The 22,697-nt window shown below is 58.3% G+C and carries 20 protein-coding genes; 11 read left to right on the top strand and 9 right to left on the bottom strand.

Going from position 1 to position 22,697, the window contains the following annotated elements; all coding sequences use genetic code 11:
* Nucleotides 1–15 precede the first annotated feature (15 nt).
* Nucleotides 16–207 carry a hypothetical protein gene (locus QP977_RS00705; RefSeq protein ID WP_048760259.1) on the bottom strand — a complete coding sequence of 64 codons (192 nt, stop codon included), beginning with the start codon at nucleotides 205–207 and terminating at the stop codon, nucleotides 16–18.
* A gap of 518 nt (nucleotides 208–725) precedes the next feature.
* On the opposite strand from QP977_RS00705, the gene QP977_RS00700 reads away from it, so the two are divergent.
* From QP977_RS00700 to QP977_RS00690, 3 genes are read left to right on the top strand one after another with little or no spacing between them, the layout of a single operon-like run.
* A complete protein-coding gene (locus tag QP977_RS00700) occupies nucleotides 726–1,319 on the top strand; it encodes a hypothetical protein (protein WP_016421574.1) in 594 nt (197 codons plus the stop codon).
* Nucleotides 1,320–1,364: 45 nt separating this feature from the next.
* On the top strand, nucleotides 1,365–2,039 hold the full coding sequence (locus QP977_RS00695; RefSeq protein ID WP_048760262.1) for a hypothetical protein: 675 nt from the start codon (nucleotides 1,365–1,367) through the stop codon (nucleotides 2,037–2,039).
* 8 nt (nucleotides 2,040–2,047) lie between these two features.
* Nucleotides 2,048–2,647 (top strand): hypothetical protein, encoded by a 600-nt coding sequence (locus QP977_RS00690; protein WP_048760263.1) that lies wholly within the window; start codon nucleotides 2,048–2,050, stop codon nucleotides 2,645–2,647.
* 118 nt (nucleotides 2,648–2,765) lie between these two features.
* On the opposite strand, the gene QP977_RS00685 is transcribed toward QP977_RS00690, so the two are convergent.
* The 3 genes from QP977_RS00685 to QP977_RS00675 form a co-directional block, all read right to left on the bottom strand.
* Nucleotides 2,766–3,419, bottom strand: coding sequence for a response regulator transcription factor (locus QP977_RS00685; RefSeq protein WP_048760266.1), 654 nt, complete (start codon nucleotides 3,417–3,419; stop codon nucleotides 2,766–2,768).
* Between the two features lie 133 nt (nucleotides 3,420–3,552).
* Nucleotides 3,553–4,659 carry a histidine kinase gene (locus QP977_RS00680; protein ID WP_255712761.1) on the bottom strand — a complete coding sequence of 369 codons (1,107 nt, stop codon included), beginning with the start codon at nucleotides 4,657–4,659 and terminating at the stop codon, nucleotides 3,553–3,555.
* 249 nt (nucleotides 4,660–4,908) lie between these two features.
* Complete coding sequence (locus QP977_RS00675) at nucleotides 4,909–8,295, bottom strand: (Fe-S)-binding protein (protein WP_284847040.1); 3,387 nt, start codon at nucleotides 8,293–8,295, stop codon at nucleotides 4,909–4,911.
* Nucleotides 8,296–8,668: 373 nt separating this feature from the next.
* On the opposite strand from QP977_RS00675, the gene adhP reads away from it, so the two are divergent.
* On the top strand, nucleotides 8,669–9,730 hold the full coding sequence (adhP, locus tag QP977_RS00670; protein ID WP_070767112.1) for an alcohol dehydrogenase AdhP: 1,062 nt from the start codon (nucleotides 8,669–8,671) through the stop codon (nucleotides 9,728–9,730).
* Between the two features lie 538 nt (nucleotides 9,731–10,268).
* Here adhP and QP977_RS00665 read toward each other — a convergent pair.
* Nucleotides 10,269–11,045, bottom strand: coding sequence for an enoyl-CoA hydratase (locus QP977_RS00665; protein ID WP_049171737.1), 777 nt, complete (start codon nucleotides 11,043–11,045; stop codon nucleotides 10,269–10,271).
* Nucleotides 11,046–11,291: 246 nt separating this feature from the next.
* On the opposite strand from QP977_RS00665, the gene QP977_RS00660 reads away from it, so the two are divergent.
* The gene (locus QP977_RS00660; protein ID WP_049171735.1) at nucleotides 11,292–12,056 is read left to right on the top strand and encodes a cyclase family protein; all 765 of its coding nucleotides are present in this window, start codon (nucleotides 11,292–11,294) and stop codon (nucleotides 12,054–12,056) included.
* A 277-nt stretch (nucleotides 12,057–12,333) separates the two neighbouring features.
* On the opposite strand, the gene QP977_RS00655 is transcribed toward QP977_RS00660, so the two are convergent.
* A complete protein-coding gene (locus QP977_RS00655; protein WP_049171733.1) occupies nucleotides 12,334–13,065 on the bottom strand; it encodes a YcnI family protein in 732 nt (243 codons plus the stop codon).
* 519 nt (nucleotides 13,066–13,584) lie between these two features.
* On the opposite strand from QP977_RS00655, the gene dnaK reads away from it, so the two are divergent.
* Genes dnaK through QP977_RS00635 form a run of 4 tightly spaced genes read left to right on the top strand, consistent with a single transcriptional unit; the run spans nucleotide 13,585 to nucleotide 17,683 of the window.
* Nucleotides 13,585–15,426: a molecular chaperone DnaK gene (gene dnaK, locus QP977_RS00650; RefSeq protein WP_048734453.1), complete on the top strand. Its 1,842-nt coding sequence runs from the start codon at nucleotides 13,585–13,587 to the stop codon at nucleotides 15,424–15,426.
* A gap of 2 nt (nucleotides 15,427–15,428) precedes the next feature.
* Nucleotides 15,429–16,016, top strand: a complete 588-nt coding sequence (gene grpE / locus QP977_RS00645; protein WP_016421563.1) for a nucleotide exchange factor GrpE — start codon at nucleotides 15,429–15,431, stop codon at nucleotides 16,014–16,016.
* A gap of 60 nt (nucleotides 16,017–16,076) precedes the next feature.
* Nucleotides 16,077–17,273 (top strand): molecular chaperone DnaJ, encoded by a 1,197-nt coding sequence (gene dnaJ, locus QP977_RS00640; protein WP_076773284.1) that lies wholly within the window; start codon nucleotides 16,077–16,079, stop codon nucleotides 17,271–17,273.
* The gene (locus tag QP977_RS00635; protein WP_016421562.1) at nucleotides 17,273–17,683 is read left to right on the top strand and encodes a heat shock protein transcriptional repressor HspR; all 411 of its coding nucleotides are present in this window, start codon (nucleotides 17,273–17,275) and stop codon (nucleotides 17,681–17,683) included. Before dnaJ ends, QP977_RS00635 begins: the two co-directional genes overlap by 1 nt.
* A 108-nt stretch (nucleotides 17,684–17,791) precedes the next feature.
* Here QP977_RS00635 and QP977_RS00630 read toward each other — a convergent pair whose 3' ends face one another.
* Nucleotides 17,792–19,354, bottom strand: a complete 1,563-nt coding sequence (locus QP977_RS00630; RefSeq protein WP_070605323.1) for an alpha/beta hydrolase — start codon at nucleotides 19,352–19,354, stop codon at nucleotides 17,792–17,794.
* A complete protein-coding gene (locus QP977_RS00625) occupies nucleotides 19,342–19,659 on the bottom strand; it encodes a hypothetical protein (RefSeq protein ID WP_016421560.1) in 318 nt (105 codons plus the stop codon). Before QP977_RS00625 ends, QP977_RS00630 begins: the two co-directional genes overlap by 13 nt.
* A 143-nt stretch (nucleotides 19,660–19,802) precedes the next feature.
* Between QP977_RS00625 and QP977_RS00620 the strand changes: the two genes are divergently transcribed.
* Both QP977_RS00620 and QP977_RS00615 read left to right on the top strand, forming a co-directional pair.
* On the top strand, nucleotides 19,803–20,651 hold the full coding sequence (locus QP977_RS00620) for a nitrilase-related carbon-nitrogen hydrolase (protein WP_070560407.1): 849 nt from the start codon (nucleotides 19,803–19,805) through the stop codon (nucleotides 20,649–20,651).
* A gap of 116 nt (nucleotides 20,652–20,767) precedes the next feature.
* Complete coding sequence (locus QP977_RS00615; protein WP_038626783.1) at nucleotides 20,768–21,385, top strand: trimeric intracellular cation channel family protein; 618 nt, start codon at nucleotides 20,768–20,770, stop codon at nucleotides 21,383–21,385.
* Nucleotides 21,386–21,499: 114 nt separating this feature from the next.
* Here the strand turns inward: QP977_RS00615 and QP977_RS00610 are convergent, their stop codons facing one another.
* A complete protein-coding gene (locus tag QP977_RS00610) occupies nucleotides 21,500–22,387 on the bottom strand; it encodes a fructose bisphosphate aldolase (RefSeq protein ID WP_070560409.1) in 888 nt (295 codons plus the stop codon).
* Nucleotides 22,388–22,697 lie beyond the last annotated feature (310 nt).

The raw sequence follows: 22,697 nt of genomic DNA, 5'->3' as shown, positions 1-22,697 counted from the left end.
GAGGCCGGCGCTCTATTAGCGGCACCACGGAAGGTTGTAGTAGTCGCAAGAGAAGGTATCGGAAAGAGCGTATTCCTTGACCTGTAGGTCGTCGCTGCCGGTTGTAGCTGTCGGTGCTGCGGCAGCGGCCGGGGTGCCGGTCAGCGCGCCTAGGGAAAGTGCTGCGGATGCAATGGTGGTAGCAAGAACAGAAGAGCGTCGAAACATTAGGTAGTACTCCGAAAGATATCTGCCTCGGCAAAGTGTCAGGGCTTTGTGGACTGCCGGACTTCGCCAGTGATTAATAAAGAAATCATAACTATTTAATCAAGAGTGTGAAGCGTGAAGGTCCCTTCGCTTGCCCGCGACTGGGGGTGGCCACTCGGCTACTCTCTGGTGTCTTTATGTAGGTAGGGTAGTGGCCGAAATGTTGATTGCCCAATACCAAGTGGCTGACAGAGAAATTTTTGAATTGGTTCAAAAGGCGTAGTTCTAATGCGATTAAATTAATCGCTGAAATCTTATTGTGGTGCTCATAATCACTGGTCACACGCTGTTATATATCGTATTTTCGCAAGGTAGAAATCGGTGGGATTCCATTTTTACTATGTGGATAATCGCTGTGGCCGTCGTAAAGCGAGTCGAAAATTTTCCATTACAAAATGCTGAATTTCGACTTACCTTAGCAGGTGTTAGTTCAAGTATTTCCTTACGAGTTGCTCGACACACCCTGAAAGGATTTCGCCGTGAAGAAGACCCTGCTCTCCGGCTCCATTGCAGCCCTGGTTACCATGTCCTCGCTGGCTGTCGCCCCGATGGCCGAAGCTGCCCCAGCCCCCACCCCGGGCACCGTCGGTGGCACCTGCTCCGTTGAAGGCCAGTCTGGTCAGTCGCTGAAGATTACTGGTTCCAAGTTCGAGGTCGAAGGTACCGCGACTGTCGCTAACTACGGCGACACCGACCTGCCGCTGACCCAGACCCTCAAGGAAGGCAAGACCAAGTCCTGGAACGTCGGCGGTTCGGTCGACTTCGACCTGCTCAAGCTCTTCCACGTCACGTTCAGCGCCGGCTATCAGTCCACTCAGACCTGGGAAGTTGGCCAGACCCTCGGCCCGTACCCGGTCAAGCCTGGCTACACCGGTGTGCTGGAGTATGGCTTCCTGAACCAGTCCTTCGAGGGCACCCACCTGACCTGTAAGGGTGGCAAGTGGATCGACGCAGGTCGCCCGTACTGGGGCACCATCCCGAAGGAGCGTCACATCCGCGTCTCCATGCGTGCCAATGAGGCTGACCGCTCCGTGGACGGGGCTGCTCCGCAGGTCAAGGAGTACGCCGTCTAAGACGGGCCGAGTCCCTAAGACCTCGAAGCAGAAAGAAGTTTCTCCATGTTGAGCCTGAAAAAGAAGGCCCTGGCCTGCGCGGTGATGGGTGCAAGTCTTCTTGCGCCAGGCATCGTTGGACAGGTCGCGGCGACCCCGCTGACCCAGACCCCTGACCAGGATGAGCACCACACCGGTTTCATCAACACCGATAAGTGTGACCCGGTCAACGATGCCAAGCGTCACCCTTGGGAGCAGTGGATTACCGACGAATGGGACCGCTACAACGGCACTAACTCATTCACCAACCGCACCGACCGTCCGATCCAGTACACCCTCGAGGTGACTGAGGGAGTCAACGAGTCCGTGAAGGCAATGAGCTCCGGAAATATGTGGGACGTGTTCCTCCACGGGGTGAAGAACAAGTACGGCATCGTCGAGGTCAGTCAGTGGTCTGTTGGCGACAAGCTGGGCCCGGTGACCGTCAACCCCGGTGAGACCGTTCGCGCAGATTACGGCGTGCATATGAAGTCCTTCATCGGCCGCGTCCGCACCTGCGATCAGAAGACCGGCCTGTGGCGCGGCGAGCCCTACTTCGGTGAGTACAACGGCAAGGGTCCGTCGACTCGCTTCGTGGTCTGGCACAAGACCACCAAGGAGGGCGAGCACCGTCAGCAGTGGGCGCCTGTCAGCGGTAACTCAGGTGACGGCGGCCCGGCATCCGCCACGATCAACGACTAGGAGCAGTTATGAAAAAGAGTGTTGTCGCCATGTGCTTGACGACGGTCTTTGCGCTCGGACTTGGCGCTCCGACAGCAGTGGCCGCCCCGAATCCAGGAGCTGGCGAGCCGTTTGCTCCGGAGGAGTGGGTGCCTGTGCCCAAGCCAGCGGCAGTTGACCGCGGTCCGGCGCCGGGAACCACTTGTGAAGCGCCGGGTTCGGTGGCCGAGTTCGTGGAAATCACCGGCTCACGCTACGACGTTGAGGGCGTTGTTTCTACGAAAAATGACATCGGCGATGAGCCGATTCCGCTGACTCAGACCATCAAGGAGTCTAAGACCAAGAAGTGGTGGACCAACATCTCCGTCAGTGTGAAGGTCAGCAAGGAGCTTAACCGCAAATACTCCTGGGAATACTCCCGAGAGATGGTTTGGAGCCTCGGGCAGAAGATCGGACCATACGAAGTACGCAAGGGTGAAACTGGTCGTCTGAGCTGGGGATTCCTGGTTGACGAGTTCGCCGGACAGACAGTCCGCTGCAACGCCAACTCGAAGACGTGGCAGCCCACTGGTCGCAGCTACTTCGGCGTGGCTCCCCGTGAGCGACATGTCGAGGTGACCATTCAGTAGTTACACAGTTCTCTCTCCACACACAGCACGGGTGAAAGGGGCCTATTCACGAAAGTGAATAGGCCCCTTTTTGCTACCCGCTGTTTTGCTACCCGCTGTTTTGCTACCCGCTGTTTTGCTACTGCGCGGCGGCGGATGCCGGCGGCTGGAAGCCTGCGTCTATTGCTTTCAGGGCCAAGTCCAGCCGCGAGGTAGCCCCAAACTTATTGAACATGCTGGAGAGATGCTTCTTGATGGTGCCCGGCGACTTGCCCAGTTCCTTGGCGATGTCGTGGTTCGACTTTCCGCGACAGATCAGGCCGAGAACCTCTCTTTCGGCGTGAGTGATCTTGTACGAGGAGATATTGCGGGACGGCAGGGTTTTAATCAGTCGAGTCGCAGAAATTGGCGAGATGACGGTACCGCCCTGGAAGACATCTTCGACGGTGCCGATGACTGACTCCGGGCGGGCGGTCTTGAGGATGTAGCCATTTCCGCCGAGGCTCAAGATTTTCAGCATTGTTTCATCGGTATCAAATGAGGTGATAGCGATGAATTTTGGCGGATTCTCCACCTTCTTAATGCGCTCAAGCAGCTCAACGCCGTCCATGTTGGGCATATGAATATCGGTCAAAACTACGTCAATGCCACCGCGGGCAATGATGTTGAGGGCCTCGTGTCCATCGCAGGCTTCATCGACCACGGTAATGTGCGGTGCCTTCTTGAAGTAGGTTCGCAGCGTCGAGAGTACGAGTGGGTCGTCATCGACAATGAGAACCTTAATGTCAGACATCCGCGAACCTTTCAGTGATTTCATAAAAACCGAACAATATCTGTCTTCGTGCGATAGTACTACGCTAACCAGGACTTTTCGAGAGTCATATTCGCCACAATGAGCTACAGTATCAATCCTACGCTAGCGTAACCTACTGGTTGGTAAGTGGCATGTGGAGTTTGGTATTCCACACATTTCCTTCTCGTTCTGTCGTGATTGAACCGTCCCACGGCCGCACTCGATGATGCAGTGAGGAAAGCCCCAAGCCACTCGAGAGCATCGCCCGTGGTAGAAAATGCGGTAGCGCTTTAGATATCTGATTGCTGATGTCGAGCGTGAAGCCATCCTCCACATTGCCCAGCGCCAGAATGTGTACGTTCGTTTGTGGTTCGCCGTACTTTTGAATGTTTGTGCAGAACTCTGAAAGCGCCGGTGAGATAACTTCTGAAATCTGCGCCAACGAGGGTTCGGTTTCAATCCTCGTGGCCAGCGAAACGTTAAACCCAGCCTCCTGCAGTTCATCCTTGGCCTGTTGGAGCACCCTGTTCATGCTGGGAACTCGCTCATCCTGGCCGATCGCAGATGTCAAAGAACTCTCTTCGTCGGCGGACTTTAACAGTGAAAGCAGCTGACGCAGCTGCAGTAGCCCTTCACGGGAGGTCGCTGCAATGTCCTCCAGGGATTCTTCAAGTTTTTCATCTGTTCCTTCCCGCTCGATGGCGAGCGCCTGCGCGAGCATGGTTACGCGAGTAAAAGACTTGGCGGTGGAGTCGTGCAGTACGGTCGCCAACTCGAGGCGTTGCTCTTCCAGAGCGCGGTTAGATTCAATCCTTGCCTGCTGGCGTTGCTCTTTGTAGCGACTGCGCATCATGCCGATGGCGTAGGCAATTACAAAAAGCAGCGTTGTTACGAAGGTCGCGACATGATCGCGTGCGAAAGTATTTGTGTTTACGTCGTAATTTGAAATCACCAACAGCAGTAGCACAGTAATTTTCGCCGGCGTCTTGTTGTTGTTAGCACGCAATACTTCCACGATGAGAAGCGCACAGAAAATCTGCATTGGCGCTTGCTCCGTAGGAAGGAAAGCCAGTGCCAAGAAATTCGCTGGGACGACCACCATGGCAAAGAGAGGCAAATACGTCGCTACTGCAACGAGAATGACCTGCAGGCCGCCGATAATGGACGACAACAATAGGTCAGAGTTGCTCTCGCGGAAAACCAGTGCATCGAGCGCGGTGAGGACCAGCGCAATGACCATCTCCAATGACCCCGGAGTCCTCAGAAAGTCTCTTATCTGTGACAGCGATTTTTTAATCACGACGCCAAGACCCCTTTCCACACCACAACGCGGTCACCTCTGTCGAGAATCAGTAACCAATATATTGTCAGCACGATTGAGAGTGCCATTTGCATGATTAATGCCGCGGCGCAGGGGTCGTCGTAAAGCACAAAAAATCCGCCCGAAGAGAATAATCTCTCGGGCGGATCCTTGCTTACTTAGCGAGTGTTACTTACGTCGCGCCGATCCTGGCAGCGGAACTCCGTGCTGGTTGCGCGGAAGGTTCTTTGCGCTTGCCGACGGTGCCTGCGTCTCCTCGGTAGGAGCATCAGCAGCCTGCTCGGTGGAGGTGGCTTCTTCCGTCGCCTGCTCTTCGGTAACCTTTGGCTGTTCCGGAGCCTGCTCCGCCTCTGGCTGGGCAGATGCTTCCTGAGCCTCGGTTTCCTTGACTGCCGGGGCAGGGGCGCTAGCGACTGGCTTGGCCTTGCGTGCGCCACCCGGAATCGGAGCACCCTTACGTGCGCCACCCGGAACCGGAGCACCGGATGCGGTCTTCGGCTGCTCAGCTGCTGGCTGCTTGGACTCGGTGGCCGCTACCTCGGCAGCGGTGTCCTCGGCAGGAGTAGCTTCCTCGGCCTTCGGCTTGGCGGCTGGAGCTGCCTTCTTAGCGCCACCTGGGACAGGGGCGCCCTTGCGTGCGCCACCCGGAATCGGTGCGCCCTTGGTTGCCTTCGGAGCCTCAGCCGGAGCTTCGGTTTCTGCAGCTGCTGGCTCTGCCTGCGCGGCCGGCTTAGCGGCCTTGGCGCCGCCCGGAACTGGAGCGCCCTTCTTAGCGCCACCTGGAACCGGTGCGCCGGCCTTTGCTCCGCCTGGCTTCGGAGCGCCGCCCGGAGCTGGAGCACCCTTCTTGGCACCGCCTGGGGTCGGGGCGCCGCCCTTTGCACCACCTGGAACCGGGGCGCCGGCCTTGGCGCCGCCTGGCTTCGGAGCGCCACCCGGAGCAGGAGCACCCTTCTTGGCGCCACCCGGAGTTGGTGCGCCGGCCTTGGCACCGCCTGGCTTTGGAGCACCGCCTGGAGCTGGAGCGCCCTTCTTGGCACCACCTGGGGTCGGTGCGCCGCCCTTGGCGCCACCCGGCTTCGGAGCACCACCCGGCTTCGGAGCACCACCCGGAGTCGGAGCGCCACCCTTGGCAGCAGCGCCTGCAGCAGCACCAGCAGCTGCGGCACCAGCGCCGGCAGCGGATGCCTTCTCTGCCTTCTTCTTCTCGGCAGCCTCAGCCTTCTTGCGCTTAGCTTCCTCTTCCTCGAGGCGCTGACGCTCTTCCTCTTCAGCCTTCTTTGGATCGACCCAGCCACGCTCCGGCTGCTCAATCCACTCCGGTTCGCGTGCCTGCGGCAGCTCGCCGTCGACCTTCACGGAGTCGCGGAGCATCTGGGCGATGTCCAGGACCTCCGGCTTCTTCTCGTCGTCCTCGATGACGTTGTTGACGCCATCGTTCATCATCGTCTTACAGAACGGGCAGCCGATGGCAATTGCCTCAGCGCCGGTTCCGACAGCCTCTTCGGTGCGGTTTACGTTGATGCGCTGACCGATGGTCTCTTCCATCCACATGCGAGCGCCACCAGCACCACAGCAGAAGCCGGTGTTCTTATTACGCGGCATTTCGACGAGGTTGGCGCCGGACGCGCCAATCAGTTCACGCGGAGCCTCGAATACCTTGTTGTGGCGGCCCAGGAAGCATGGGTCGTGGTAGGTGACCTGGCGGCCCTGACCCGAAGCAACCGGCTGCAGGCGGTTAGCACGAACCAGCTTGTTCAGCAGCTGGGTGTGGTGGACAACTTCGTACTGTCCGCCCAGCTCCGGGTACTCGTTCTTGAAGGTGTTGAAGCAGTGCGCACAGGTGACGACAATCTTGCGCTGCTTCGGCGGCACACCGTCGAAGACCTCGTCGAGCTGCTCGATGTTCTGCTCAGCCAACATCTGGAAGAGGAACTCGTTACCAGCACGGCGAGCGGAGTCACCAGTACAACCCTCAGCCTGGGAGAGCACAGCGTACTTCACACCGGCGGTGTAAAGCATCTCTGCAACAGCCTTGGTGGTCTTCTTCGCATTGTCGTCGTAGGCACCGGCACAACCGACCCAGAACAGGTACTCGGTGTCGTCGAAGCTCTCGACATCCTCGCCCCAAATCGGGACAACGACGCCTTCCTTGCGGACCTCATTGATCCAGTCGGCGCGAGTGGAAGCGTTCTGGCCCCACGGGTTGCCCTTGGTTTCAAGGTTCTTGAACAGGCCAGCCAATTCGGTCGGGAAGTCCGACTCGACCAGAACCTGGTAACGACGCATATCGACGATGTGGTCGATGTGCTCAATGTCAACCGGACACTGCTCGACACAGGCGCCACAGTTGGTGCAGGACCACAGGACGTCCTGGTCGATGATGCCCTCGTCGCCGTCGCCAACCAGCGGCTTGGTCAGGAGTGCTGCGCCAGCACCTTCGCCCTCGCGAGCGGTTTCGATGGTCTCGCCAGCCAACAGGTACGGGGCAGAAGCGTAAGCGTGGTCACGCAGCTGGTTAACCAGCAGCTTCGGGGACAGCGGCTTGGAAGTGTTCCATGCCGGGCACTGCTCCTGGCAGCGACCACACTCGGTGCAGGAGGTGAAGTCCAGCAGAGCCTTCCAGGAGTGGTCGGTGACTACGCCGGTGCCCATGGAGTCAACCTCCGGGTCAGCCTCTTCCAGGTTCAGGATTTCGCCGTTAGAGGTCATCGGCTTAGCCCCAGCGAGGGCGTTGTAGCCGTCAGCGTTGCGCTTGAGCAGGATGTTGGCGAACGCCAGGAAGCGGTGCCATGCGACACCCCAAGTTAGGTTGCGGCCAACAACGAAGAGCCAGACCATACCGGACAGCAGCTTAATCAGCGCGAAGATGGACACCATGACTTCGGAGGCCGGCAGAATCTGTGCGATACCACCGGTGACGAAGTTCGCCCAGGTCCAGACCTCGGCGCCAGTGTGACCGTGGTCGCCGTAGGTAGCCAGCTTGGCAGCCTTGACGAACATCATGCCCAGGCCCTCGATGAGGACGACGGCCTCAACGAAGTAGGCAGCCTTGGCGTTGGATCCGTAGAAGCGGCTCAGACGCTCCTTGCCCAGGTTGGTCTGGCGGACGAGAATCAGTGCCAGGATGCCCAGGGTGGTGCCCAGGCCGAGCAGTTCGTCGATGAAGTGCCAGGCGGTCAGATTCCTGAGGATTGGCCAACCACCGGCTGGCCAGAAGGTCTGAATGTACGCCTCGAACCACACTAGGGAACCGAGGAGGAAGCCCACCATGACGAACCAGTGAGCCACAGCAACGCCGGGCTTCTTGGCCATCTTGGTGTGACCGACGATCTCTCGGATCATGGTCCAAATACGGGTTCCCCATTCACCGGTGTGACCGTACGTCTTTTGGCCCACCATGATGGTCTTCACCATATGGGTGAATCCCTTAATAAAGATGAACCAGCAGGGCAGGGACAACAGGACGCCAATAACGCCGACTGCGACGGTGAATCCGGTAGATTCCGGAATCGCCGTGTCAGCCGTCGCCGCGGCGAGGTTGAGCACGCTCATAATGCTCCTTCTAGGCTGGCTCAGCCAGGGTGATGGCTGAGTGAAAATAGTTCTCTTGTGAGTTCTATCACGAGCCGCGGACGCGTACATAACTAACGCCGTAATTAGTGCTGAAATCATGGCTATGTGGTGTAACCTGCGCATTTTCGGCGATTTTCGCAACGAATGGGTTTCTTAATTCCGCCCGCTGATCATGCTCTAAATATATTCCATTAGAAAAATAAGGGTGTACAGGGTGGCGTGCGTCACTTTATGCTGACTTTTGCGCTCCACAGTTTTACAAACGAAACGAAATACGCTAATGCAAACTGTTTTCAAAAAGTGTGGGGTTGTACGTCAGTTGTTTTCCGACTAATCAAGGAGTTGATTGATCATGACCTCCGTGCAGTCAGACCGTGTCCGTTCCGGGCAATCCTCCCAGTTCACCGCCGCAGTTGTTGATGAATTTGGGCCAAACCTCAATGTTCGCGATGTCGATCTGCCAAAGCCGGGGCCGAATCAGGCGCTCGTGAAGTTGATTGCCTCCGGCGTCTGTCACACTGACTTGCATGCGACAGAGGGGGACTGGCCGGTCAAGCCGGAGCCGCCTTTCATTCCGGGGCATGAGGGAATCGGCGAGGTGGTCGAGCTTGGCCCTGGAAAGCATTCGGTCAGCGTGGGTGACATTGTCGGCAATGCATGGCTGTGGTCCGCGTGTGGTGACTGTGAGTACTGCCGGACCGGCCGCGAGACTCAGTGCAACGACGCCGAGTATGGCGGCTATACCCAGGACGGTTCCTTTGGCGAGTACATGCTGGTCGACACGCGGTATGCTGCTCGCATACCGGAGGGCGTGGACTACCTGGAGGCCGCGCCGATTCTCTGCGCCGGCGTGACTGTATATAAGGGCCTCAAGGTTTCCGAGACGAAGCCGGGGCAGTTTATGGTGGTTTCTGGCGTCGGTGGATTGGGGCATTTGGCGGTCCAATACGCCAAGGCGATGGGTATGCGCGTAATTGCCGTGGATATCGCGGAAGACAAACTCGACCACGCAAAGGAGTGGGGTGCCGAGTTCGTTGTGAACGCTAAGGATGAGGATCCGGTCCAGGCGGTTCAGGCCTATACCGATGGTGGGGCTCACGGCATTCTGGTCACTGCTGTCCATAGGGGTGCGTTCGGCCAGGCGCTTGGCATGGCGCGCCGCGATGGAACCATTGTTTTCAATGGCCTTCCGCCGGGGGAGTTCCCAGCGAGCGTGTTCGACATTGTCTTCCGCAATCTCACTATTCGTGGTTCGCTCGTCGGCACGCGTCAGGATATGGCCGAGGCTCTCGACTTCTACGCCCGCGGGCTGGTCAAGCCGACAGTTAAGGAGTGCTCGCTGCACGAAATTAACGATGTCTTCGAGCTGATGCGGCAGGGCAAGATTGATGGTCGCATGGCCATTCGCTACTAGTCCTAGGCTCTAGTCGGCGCCTCTATTTCTCGACCGCCCGTCTCATCTGGTCCGCAGATAGCCATACTCCGAAAAGGTCGCCGTCGGGTCTGAATCGCTTGCCGACGCTCACGTCAACGGGCACCGGTTCAAATCCGAAGGCTTCGACTGTTGCTCGTGCGGCCTCGAGGGCCGCAGGGTCTGTCGACATGACTGCAATCGCTCGGCGCGGTGCGCCCTCGGCGATCTCTTCCGGGGTTCGGTAATCGCTAATCAGTTCCTCGTAAGAGACGTGGTTTAGTGTCTTGGCGATGTGGGCCCCTGGGAATCGCTTGGCGAGGTCCGCCGTTGTTACGGACTCTGGGGAGTCGGTTCCGGTGGCCTCCCAGGGGGTGGTGGCGCTCTTGGCCCCGGGGTGGCCTCGCCTGCCCCCCCAGAAACATTTTTGCCAGCTTTTTGTAGGAAGTAGCGCCGAATTCGCGGTTACTTCCTACAAAAAGCTGGCAAAAAGTACTTGGGTCGCGCCGCCGCGCCTCGCACCCAACGCCGCCGCGCGCTCTTACGAGTTGGTGAAGTTTGCCTCGCGCTTTTCAGTGAAAGCGGCCATGCCTTCCTTCTGGTCATTGGAGGAGAACAGGGAGTGGAAGGTGCGACGCTCAAAGAGCAGTCCCTGCGACAGCGTCATTTCGTAGGCCTGGTTGATCTGTTCCTTAATCTGGGTAGTGGCAACCAGCGACTTCGACGCAATGGTGTCGGCGACCTTCAGGGCCTCGTCGAGAAGCGCTTCCGGCTCGACGACGCGGGCGACCAGACCCGCGCATTCAGCTTCTTCGGCGCCCATCATGCGGCCGGTGAGGCACATCTCCATTGCCTTAGCCTTGCCGATTGCGCGGGTGAGACGCTGCGAGCCGCCCATGCCCGGAGAGATGCCGAGGTTAACCTCAGGCTGACCGAACTTGGCCTTAGCGCCAGCGATGATGAAGTCCGCCATCATAGCGACCTCGCAGCCACCGCCCAGGGCGTAGCCGTTGACGGCGGCGATAACTGGAGTTCGGACGGAAGTCAGAACATCCCAACGTGCGAACCAGTCAGAGACATACATCTCGGTGCCGGACTTGTCCGCCATCTCCTTAATGTCCGCACCTGCGGCAAACGCCTTCTCGGAGCCGGTGATGATAATCGCGCCGATTCCCGAGTCGTTGTCGAAAGCGGTGGCTGCTGCGCCGATCTCTTCCATGGTCTTGTGGTTCAGGGCGTTCAGTGCCTTCGGGCGGTTCAGGGTGATAATGCCGACGCGACCTCGGGTTTCGGTAAGGATGTTTTCGTAGGTGGTCATTAGATACTCCTTTGGGATGGCTTGAGTTTGGTGAAAGTTGTGTATGTAGCCCGCAATTCCAAAATCTGAAGAACGTGGCTGCGGCTTGAAAAGTCTTTCCTGTATGCGAGGGTACCTGCGGTAGCGGGTGTCGTCAGGCTGTTTGAGCTGATAGGTGCAGGGTGGGGCGAGTTGGTGTCTTTTAGTGCTCGATGTGCCGGTGGCCATATTGGCTAACTAGACAGCTTTGTCTATATACTTCGCTTTATGTCGAACAAGAACACCGCAAACACGCACGAACTATGGGACATTGCTCGCAAGCTTCGGGAAAACCACACCTATGTTGACTTGACTCACGCGTTTCACGCCGGTCAGCCGAAATTCCCTGCGCTTCCCGACGAACAGCGAACACGGCTTTTCACCGTTGCTGAGCATGGATTTGAAATCGACCAGTATCAGTTTGTTGGCCAGTGGGGTACGCATGTGGATCCGCCTGTGCATTTCGTCCAAGAGACGAGAACTCTTGACAATATTGGCGTCGAGCAGATGATCCTGCCTTTGGTCGTCCTAGATTTCACTGCTGAAGTCGCTCGGGATAATGATTTCTCCCCTTCGATTGCTGATGTCGAGGCGTGGGAGGAACGCAATGGTTTGATTCCGGGCGGTGCATTTGTCGCATTTCGCAGTGACTGGTCAAAGCGGTGGCCTGACGCTGAGGCAATGGCCAATGCGGATGAAGAGGGCGTGACTCACTACCCAGGATGGAACGTTGAGGTTGTCGAATGGTTGATAGACAACCGTGGCGTTGTGGCGATTGGGCACGAGACCACTGATACGGACCCCGGCATCGTGGCTCATGGTGGCAGCTTGCCGACGGAACTCTATCTATTAGGGCGTGACCGATGGCAGATTGAACTTCTGGCTGGGCTCGACCAGGTGCCGGAAACGGGGGCTCTCGTGGTTGCCTCCTGGCCGAAGCCAAAGGATGGGACGGGGTTCCCAGCTCGAGTTTTTGCTGTTTTGCCAGTGTAATCCTCCCACTGCCTTCGAACGGTTTTCGAATACGCCATAAAGCTTCGCCTAACTCAATCCGAGCCTAGATGCGTGATTCAGCCGTCATTGTTTGAGAGCTTTGCATTGTCCGTTCACTGCGTCGACCGAAACGACGAGCCGACAGCACGGATTATCCTCCGGCGTGCATTGTCAAGATCGGCCGGCTCTATGTGCTCGCATGGGGTGAGCTCTGTGAAGGCATGGGCGGCAGTGCCGCGGTGAAGGCGGATTCCCGAGTGGCAATCCGCCTGTGGTCTTAACCTCGCTTACGCAGTGAAACTACCAATGCGGCAATACCGGTCAGCGCGCCCACGAGGCCGAGCCCCAGGCCCCAGCCGCCAAGCGTGCTGCTCGAATCCTCGCTGGTAGCAGCTGCGGAATGCTCCACGTCGTCTGAGCGGCTATCGCCGTGGTTTGTCTCGCTGGTGCCATGGTTGTGGCTGTGGTCGTGACCGTGGCTATGTTCATTGTCTTCCGACTTCTCAATCAGCTCCACAGTTGGAACCGGGTAGTCACTATCGTGGTCCTTTTCAGCCCAGTTCATCGAACCCTTTTCACAGGTTTGCAGCGTCGGCACCTCAACTGTCGACGGCTTTGCGTCATCAGCCACCTTCACGCTGAGCGTCAGAGAATCCTTCAGGTCCGACGGCAGTGGAGTCTTTGCGGTGTAGATGACCTTCTGCACCTTTTCATTCTTGCCAGAGCCGGTCGACTCCTTGGTGACATCCCAGTTCGCGTTCACGTTCGGCGTAACCTTTTCGAACTCCTCCGGGATGGTGAACTCGACCTTCGTCGTCGGCGAACCGTCGCAGCCATGGCCGACCCCGAAAGCCAGATCCGCGTAGCCGCCAATCGGGGCAGACGACGGGGTTGCATGCACATGTGCGGATGCAATGGCAGGGAAGGCGAGGGTTAGTGCGGCGCTTGCCGACGCTACTGCGAGCCCACGGAAAAAGGGGAAATGGTGTCGCTGTGCATTCTGAGGCACGAAAAACTCCTAAATAAGTGGGATGAATTCTTGGCTCAATCGCCCCGTAAATGGGGAGAATTTAGACATGTATTAGTGGAGCCGCCAGAGCTGATTCGGTGTCAGGCCATGGGGTAACAAGGGCATGGCCTGTTGATGAGCCGGTGGCTGCAAAACACGTCAGGGGATTAGTCGGTTCGCTGTGCAGGAAAGTTCCCAGGGCTAGTGCTAGGAAATTCTTTGTCCCCCCTGGAGTCCAGAGGCAGGATTCTGTATAGAAAATTGCGCTGTCGGCTACCGTGAGTGGCTTTAGAGCATAGTCTTGTAAAAATCTTTTATCGCGGTGACCTGCGGTGATGACGGTTTTTTTAGAAAAGTTGAGTCGGGTTGGAATAACTTTGTCCCATAGTCCGTTGCATAGCATGACAAACATTGAGTCGGACACACTCAAGTTTGCTTGACAGATTTTCTACGGCAATGCAGACTTGAGCGCGTAAGACTTAAGGGCAATTCTTTTACTCTTCTAGAAAGGTGTTCATCATGGGACGCGCTGTTGGTATTGACTTGGGTACGACGAACTCCTGTGTCTCCGTCCTCGAGGGCGGCGAGGCTCAGGTGATTGCGAACGCTGAGGGTTCGCGCACCACTCCGTCGGTGGTTGCATTTGCAAAGAATGGTGAGGTCCTGGTTGGCCAGTCCGCTAAGAACCAGGCTGTCACTAACGTTGATCGCACTATTCGTTCGGTCAAGCGCCACATGGGTACTGACTGGAGCATCGAGATTGATGACAAGAAGTACACTCCGCAGGAGATTTCCGCTCGTACGCTGATGAAGCTGAAGCGCGACGCTGAGTCTTACCTGGGTGACGACGTCACTGATGCGGTTATTACCGTTCCGGCTTACTTCAACGACGCTGAGCGTCAGGCAACCAAGGAAGCGGGTCAGATTGCTGGCCTGAACGTCCTGCGCATTGTCAATGAGCCGACTGCTGCTGCACTTGCTTACGGTCTGGAGAAGTCCGACAAGGAGCAGACCATTCTGGTCTTCGACCTCGGTGGCGGTACCTTCGACGTCTCCCTGCTGGAGATCGGCGACGGTGTTGTTGAGGTTCGCGCAACTGCTGGTGACAACAAGCTCGGTGGCGATGACTGGGATCAGCGCATCGTTGACTGGTTGGTTGAGAAGTTCCAGTCCAGCAACGGCATTGACCTGACCAAGGACAAGATGGCTCTGCAGCGTCTGCGTGAGGCTGCTGAGAAGGCCAAGATTGAGCTGTCCTCCTCGCAGCAGGCATCTATCAACCTGCCGTACATCACCGTTGATGCTGACAAGAACCCGCTGTTCCTGGACGAGACCCTGTCCCGTACTGAGTTCCAGCGCATCACCTCTGATTTGCTTGACCGCACTCGTAAGCCGTTCCAGCAGGTCATTGCTGACGCTGATGTTTCGGTTTCCGACATTGACCACGTCGTGCTGGTCGGTGGTTCCACCCGTATGCCGGCAGTCTCCGAGCTGGTCAAGGAACTGACCGGTGGTCGTGAGCCGAACAAGGGCGTTAACCCGGACGAGGTTGTCGCAGTTGGTGCTGCTCTGCAGGCCGGCGTTCTGCGCGGTGAGGTCAAGGACGTGCTGCTGCTCGACGTCACCCCGCTGTCGCTGGGTATTGAGACCAAGGGCGGTGTCATGACCAAGCTGATCGAGCGCAACACCACTATCCCGACCAAGCGTTCGGAGACCTTCACCACCGCTGAAGATAACCAGCCGAGCGTTCAGATTCAGGTCTTCCAGGGCGAGCGTGAGATGGCTGCAGCTAACAAGCTGCTGGGCTCTTTCGAGCTGGGCGGTATCGCTCCGGCACCGCGTGGTGTTCCTCAGATTGAGGTCACCTTCGACATCGACGCCAACGGCATTGTCCACGTCACCGCTAAGGACAAGGGCACTGGTAAGGAAAACACGATCACCATCCAGGACGGCTCCGGCCTCTCCAAGGAGGAGATCGACCAGATGATCAAGGACGCTGAGAAGCACGCTGACGAGGACAAGAAGCGCCGCGAGGAGCAGGAAGTCCGCAACTCGGCTGAGTCCATGGCTTACCAGACCCGCAAGTTCGCATCGGAGAACGAGGACAAGGTTTCCCAGGACATCCGCGACCGCGTTGAAGAGGCCGCCAAGGAAGTCGACGAGGCTCTGAAGGGCTCCGACATCGAGGCCATCAAGTCCGCCGTCGAGAAGCTGTCCACCGAGAGCCAGGAGATGGGTAAGGCTATCTACGAGGCTCAGGCAGCTGAGGGTGCAACCGCAGCCGAGGGTGCTGAGGCCGCTGACGCTGACGACAACGTCGTTGACGCTGAGGTCGTCGACGAGGACGAGAAGGACAAGTAAGAATGACTGACCAGGATCAGGGAAACCAGCCCACCCCGGAGGAGCCGGCCAACCTGGCCGATCAGGTCAATGAGGTCTTCGAGCAGGCCAAGCTTGACGACGACGTGGAGCCGGCGACCGAAGGTGCCGCCGGCGACACCGCCGCGGAGGAAGCTGCAGACCCAGTTGCAGCCATCCAGCGTGAGTTGGATGAGCGCACGGAGGACCTGCAGCGCCTGTCGGCGGAGTTCGCAAACTACCGTCGTCGAGTTGACCGAGACCGTGAAGCCGAGCGCGTACAGGCGAAGGCAAAGCTGGCTGGAGAACTGCTGGTTTTGGCTGATGACCTCGACCGGGCTGAAGAGCACGGCGACTTGGCAGACGGCACCCCGCTGAAGGCTTTCGCGGATAAATTCCGTGGCGTGCTGACCGCACAGGGTGTTGAGGAATTTGGTGCCGCAGGAGAGGAGTTCAACCCGGACATCCACGAGGCTGTCCAGGATCTCTCTGAAGGGGATGACAAGGTTCTAGCCAATGTGCTGCGCAAGGGCTACCGAATTAATGACCGTGTCATTCGTACGGCGATGGTAATCATCGGCGATCCGCAGTAGCGGAGACACAAGTGACGCAGATTTCTTTGAATTAGTTTTTCTGAAAGGAGGAGATGCACCATGACTCAACGGGAATGGGCAGATAAGGACTATTACGCTGACTTGGGCGTCTCTAAGTCTGCGTCACTCGACGAGATTAAAAAGGCCTACCGCAAGTTAGCCCGGGAGAACCACCCGGATAAGAACCCGGGTAACAAGGCCGCTGAAGATAAGTTCAAGCGAATCTCCGAGGCATACTCGGTGGTCGGTGACGAGGACAAGCGCCGCGAATACGATGAGCTGCGTGCAGCTCTCGCAGGTGGTTTCCGATTCCCCGGTGCCGCAGGTGCCGGCGGAGCCGGTGCTGCCGGTGCACGTGGATTCGACTTCGACGTGTCGGATCTCTTCGGCGGAGGTGCCGGATTCGGTGGCAATGCTGGTGGTGCAGGTGGCCTAGGTGATTTCCTGGGCGGCTTCGTAAACCGCAATGGTGGCGCTGGTGCTGCCGGGCGGCAGAAGGCCCGCCGTGGTGCGGATGTGGAGACAGAGATTACGCTCGATTTCCGCGAGGCCGCCCAAGGTGTCACCATCCCGCTGCAGCTCACCAACCCGTCGCCATGCACGAACTGCAATGGTTCGGGTGCAGCGCCGGGAACCTCACCGGTGACGTGTACCACCTGTCATGGTTCGGGATATGTCAAGGAGCAAAAGGGGGCCTTCGGCTTCTCCAGTCCGTGTGTGGACTGTGGTGGTCAGGGCACTCGCATCGAGAACCCCTGCTCGCAGTGTAACGGCACCGGTGTGACCACCCGCCGTCGTACCATCACCGTTCGCGTCCCCGCAGGTGTGGTGGACGGCCAGAAGGTCCGTCTTGCTGGCCAAGGTGAAGCGGGACTGCGGGGACGTCCGGCCGGTGACCTCTTTGTCACCGTTCATGTTCGCCCGGATGAAGTCTTCACCCGCAGCGGCAACGACCTTGAGGTCACGGTGCCCGTGAGCTTCGGCGAGCTCGCGCTCGGCGGCACTATTACTGTGCCGACGTTGGGTGACAAGATTCGCGTGCGTGTCCCGGCTGGCACAGCCGATGGCCGAACACTGCGTGTGCGCGGTCGAGGAATCCCGAAGCGCAATGGCACTCCGGGTGACCTGTTGGTAACCGTGCGTGTGAAGGTGCCGACCAATTTGGACGACAATGCCACTTCGGCATTGCGTTCCTACGTCGAAGCGGAACGTGCCAGTGGGTTCAATCCTCGTGAGGGTTGGGCAGGTGCGAAATAATGTCCGACAACACTGAGGTCTATGTCATATCCGTAGCCGCGAATCTCGCGGGCATGCATGCGCAGACGCTGCGTAATTATGACCGACTCGGGTTGGTAACTCCGCAGCGAACCTCCGGCGGAGGTCGGCGCTACACCAAACGCGATGTGGCGCTGCTGCGTGAGATTCAGCGTCTGAGTCAGGAAGACGGCGTCAACCTGGCCGGTATTAAGGCCATCATCGACCTGACTGAGCGGGTGGATTCGCTTGAGCAGGAAAATGCAGAACTGCGAGAGCAGCTCTATCAAGCAAAGGCACAGGCTCGTCGTTCGCGAGGCGAACTGGTTCACGTCCCACGCTCTACGGCAGTGGTGATGTGGGAGCCGCGCACACGACGCCGGCACAAAGACAACCGCGGTGGGGAAAGGTAATCCCACACGGCTGAGTGAACGGACTAACCAGCGTCGCCTGGTTAGTCCGTTTTCTTTTGGCTTGTTAATTTGGGCCGTGGATTCGCAACCGCCGATCTGAGACGCCGGTCAGCTGTCAGTTAGCCACCGGTTGGTCTCGCGGGTGAAAACTTCGTCGTCAAAGTAGTGTTCGATGTGCGGGTTGCCCTGAACGTGCCGATACTTTTGAGGAATATCCTGCACGGGAGTGACCATGAAATCGGTCAAATCTCGCATGGACAGGCCATGCTCACTCAGGTTGAGTGTGTACGCGCCGAAATCCTTATCCGCTGGGTTTTTCCCATGAATCCCCAGTTCGGCAGGAATACGAATGGGGTCCATCGGGGACGTCGCCACTGCCACACGGTGGCTATTCTCATTTTCGGGTCGGACTGTGCCGTCCGGCTTGAGTAGTTTCATGTCGTTTGCGCGCTCCAGTCCGGGGCCAACGCCTGGCGGAGCTATGAGCAGCACCCTATCCGCGTAGAGGCCACTACCAAGGGAAGCCTGCGAGACCACCGTCGCCCCATAGCTATAGCCGGCGACAACGTGCCGCTGAGTAGAAGACGTGCCGTGGCTAGTAAGGCCACCGGCGATCGCAGTGTCACCACTATCGACGCCACCGGAACGCTCAATCAAACCAGCTTGCAAGTGCTGCAGGCGCTCAGCGGCAAAATTGTGATACTCGGTGCGTATGGCCTCACGGAGGTCGGGCGGCGCGTCATAGGAAAACAACACCACCGCCACATCCTCCGGATCTTCACCGGCGGCGTGGAAGGTCGCGGCTACGCGCTCGAACTGCCTGCTAGCGTCCTCCGCGCTAGAGCTGGTGCCGGGGACGAGAGTAATCACAGTCGATGCTCGCTCAACGTCACCGAACGCAATCGCAGAATGTCCAGGCGAGGACTCCAATAGTTGTCCAGGAGGCAGCCCCAAAGCCCGGGCGCGAGCGGACATGGCAGCGTCTATCTCCGATAGCGGTCTACTCGAATACGCCCCAGTCAATCCGCTCCCAACTTCCAAGTCCCAACCACCGTCAAGCCCTCTGTCAGCAGGGTTGCCAGTACCACTGCCAGCCTGTGATGGCTGCAATCTACCCGAGCCGCTAACTTCGCTTGCCACCAGTGGTGAAAGAGCTGAGATTGCGCCCGCCGCCTTCTCATCGAGTCGGTTGAGTTCAGCCAAAGCCGACTGAATCCGAAGCTGCGAGGTTGCACGCCATTCGGCCATGGTGAAAGGCCCGGAAGGAATTTTGGGATGAACGAGGCTGCGCGCAATCGCAGACAGCATGCCCTCCGGCGGAGTCACCGCACCAGAAACCAGGTTCACCTGAAACCCCAGGTTGGTTGCCTGGTTTACCGCGGCGGTAAGTTCGCGGATGACGTCGTTAAGCATGGCGGCGGTGTCGCTGCAGCAGGCGGCGAGACGTTCGAGCGCGACGCTGCTCCGGCGCAGACGCGTGGAGCTGTGAGTGACAGAAACCTCGGCGGCGCTGCGATTGTCGCCGGCGAAGTCATCCTCTGAAAGCGCGTTGAGTGCGGCCTGGGAACTGTCGGCGGAATCGGTGAGGGCGCGCGCCCCGGAACGCAGTGCCCGGGCAAGCGTCTCCAGCGAATCCACACGCCACAGCAGCGCTTCGCCTACCGTGACCATGACAGCTTTTCCAAGGCGGCGGACTGGTCATGCTCGTGCGCGAGAGCGCTGACAGCGAGGGCATCGGCAGCCTGCGCAATAACGTCGATGTTTGTGCACGCAGCAAGCAATGATTCCGACCACTTCCCACAAGTAGTGGAGGCAGCGGGGACGATCCGTGAGCCGGGCAGGGCAGAGGTGAGCTCGGCGCTTCCCGGGGCAGCTGCGACGATGGTGGAAAGACCATCAATACGAGTGGAAATCTGCTGGTAGGAACGGCTTAAGGCGGATAGTTGAGCTGGATTGACTGTGATGTGTTCGGCCATGTTTTTGATTCTGCTGGGTGGCGAAAGGCAGCGGAAGAGCATCTTCAGCGAACTGTGGATAACTCTGAGCGATAGCAACGCACGGCGACGTCCTGTGGATAACTTCAGGACAGTCAATCCGGGGTAGTCGGTAGCATTTAGGCATGCGTATTGCACTGGCTCAGTTAGAATTGTCAGCATCGGTTGAAGAAAATCTAGACGCAGTGAAGGAGACCATCGCGCGGGCGGTACAGGAAAATGCCGATTTGGTAGTCTTCCCCGAGGCCACGATGAAGGCGTTCAATTCCGGTCGTCTTGACGTGGTGGCGGAGTCCAGCAGCGATAAGTTTGTAGCAGAGGTCTCGCAGGCCGCTCACGATGCCGGAATCAGCGTGGTAGTCGGCATGTTCCGCCCGGCAGATGAAGTGGAGCGCGACGGTAAGACGATGCACCGCGTCTTCAATTCGCTGCTCCTGGCTTGGCGTGATGAGGACGGCCCCGGTGTCGAGTTCTACGACAAGCTCCACCTCTTCGACGCTTTCGGGTTTCGCGAATCCGATACCGTCGCGCCGGGCAACGCGCACGTGGTGTGTGATGTCCCGCTTGCCGACGGATCGTCGGTCGCCCTCGGCCTTGCGACATGCTTTGACATCAGGTTTCCGGAGCAATTCATTCAACTGGCCATCCTGGGCGCGGAGGTCATCGCGCTGCCTGCATCGTGGAATGATGGTCCGGGCAAGGTGACGCAGTGGCAGACTCTGGTCTCGGCACGTGCCTTGGACAGCACTTGCGTGATCGCGGCCGTTGATGCGGCGCGGCCTGGTGGGGCTAAGGCCGCGGGTAAGGATGAGGGGCCTACCGGTGCGGGGCACTCCATGCTGGTCAATGCGGACGGCGGGGTTATTGCATCGGCGGGCTACGGTCCGCAGCTACTCGTGGCTGATGCGGATGTGGCGGAGGTGGAGCGGATTCGCCGCTCGATTCCGGTGCTGGAGATTCGCGATCAGGGCTAGCTGGGAAGCAATGAAGAGGGCCGAGCCGAGCTGAAAGCAGGAGTGGGGGAGCGAAGACAGCGGGTATTTAGCCGACAGTTCTACCGATTCGGGCGAAGTCCTTTATATTTCTTATCATGCTGCTCCACATCCTCTGGGTCATTGGAATTACGGCCGAAGGCGTCACCGGCGCACTAGCGGCCGGTCGAATGCGCATGGATCTCTTTGGGGTTTCAACAATTGCGTGCATGACTGCCATCGGCGGTGGCACCCTGCGAGATGTCATTCTCGGCCACTATCCGTTGGTGTGGGTTGCAAGCCCACAATATTTGCTGGTTATCGTCGGTGCCGCACTGATCACGGTGCTGTTGGCCGACTTCCTGATGAAGCACTTCCGAGTCGTGTTCTTGGTCGCTGACGCGATCGGTTTGTCGGCGTTTTCCATCATCGGTGCCCGCGTGGCCATGGAGATGGGGCACGGTGTCATCATCGCTATTGTCGGCGCCGTTCTTACCGGTGCGTTTGGAGGTGTGCTCCGCGACCTGATGTGTGACCGCGTCCCACTGGTGTTCCAAAAGGAGCTCTATGCCTCCATCGCAGTCGTCGCGGCGACGCTTTACTACGTGCTCGACATGGTTGGCCTGCACGAGAGCATCAACATTATCTGCGCTGTACTGTCGGCGCTGTTCATTCGACTAGCGGCGCTGTGGCGTGGCTGGTCGCTGCCGGTATTTGACTACCAGGGGCGCGATTAAAAAAAACTCCCGCACCAAGAAAACCTGGTGCGGGAGTTTTTAGTTGCGCTAGCGGCTACCTAGAGGCGCCCACAAGCGCAGATGCACAGCGAAGCGCAAATGCACAGCGGACGATTAGGAAATCGAAGCCTCGTAGATGCCCTTGACGGACTCAGCCATGGTTGCGTTGAAGTCTTCGTCGGACTGCTGAGCAGACAGGCCCTCAGACAGTGCACGGGAGAAGGAAGCAATCATGCCGTGGTTGCGGGACAGGCGCTCGTTGGCGTCCTCGCGCTCGTAGCCACCGGACAGGGCAACGACGCGCATGACCTTCGGGTGCTCAATCAGTGGCTTGTACAGGTCATCCTTGGTGGGGATGGAAACCTTGATCATGACCTTCTGGTCATCAGCCAGGTCATCCAGGCCGGCGAGCAGCTCGCGCAGGACAATGTCCTCAGCCTCTGCCTTGTCAGCAGCGTTGATGTCGACCTCCGGCTCCAGAATCGGAACCAGACCGTGGGACAGAACCTGCTTGCCGAACTCGAACTGCTGAGCAATGTTGGCCTTGATGCCCTCTTCGTTTGCCTCAGCAATGAAGGAACGCATCTTGGTGCCGAAGATGCCCTTAGCGACACCGCGCTCCAGCAGCTCATCCAGACCCGGGCACGGCTTCATAAGCTGAACGCCGTTCTCCTTGTCGGCGAGACCCTTGTCAGTCTTCAGGAACGGGACAATGCCCTTCTTTTCCCACAGGTACTGAGCGGTCGGGATTCCCTCAATGTCGCGATCCATGGTCTGCTCGAAGAGAATCGCGCCAATAATCTGCTCAGAGTTGAAGGACGGGGAAGTGATGATGCGGGTACGCATCTCGTGAACCAGGTCGAACATTTCATCTTCGTTCGAGTACTGATCCTCGTTGATGCCGTACAGGCGCAGAGCCTTCGGGGTGGATCCACCGGACTGGTCGAGAGCGGCGATGAAGCCCTTGCCCTCAGTCATCTGACGTGCCTGCTCGATGTTCATTCGAGTCCTTTCGTGAGAATGAAGGAATGTCATCTACCAGGGTAACCAAAACAGTATGAGTGCGCTGCCCGCCCATCACTCACATGGGGGAAGTCGAAGCAGGCGGGAGTGCGCTGGTGAGGGCGTCGGACGGTGTATTGGAGTGCGTCCGCGCGTGGTTTCTGGAGCTCTCCAATGTTTTCTAGTGCTTTCCGGTGCGCTACTGCGCTTAACGACGCTGCCGAGCGCAATCCTTTTCGCTGTGGATGTGGCGTGAATCACAGTATGAAATTGTAAAATTTGAAGTTGAGTGGAACAGACTCAAGGCTAA

Origin of the sequence: Corynebacterium sp. MSK012, from assembly GCF_030232435.1 — a bacterium.
Lineage (GTDB): Bacteria > Actinomycetota > Actinomycetes > Mycobacteriales > Mycobacteriaceae > Corynebacterium > Corynebacterium jeikeium_D.
Note: the sequence above shows the minus strand (reverse complement) of the source record. Positions and strands in the feature narration are given on the sequence as shown.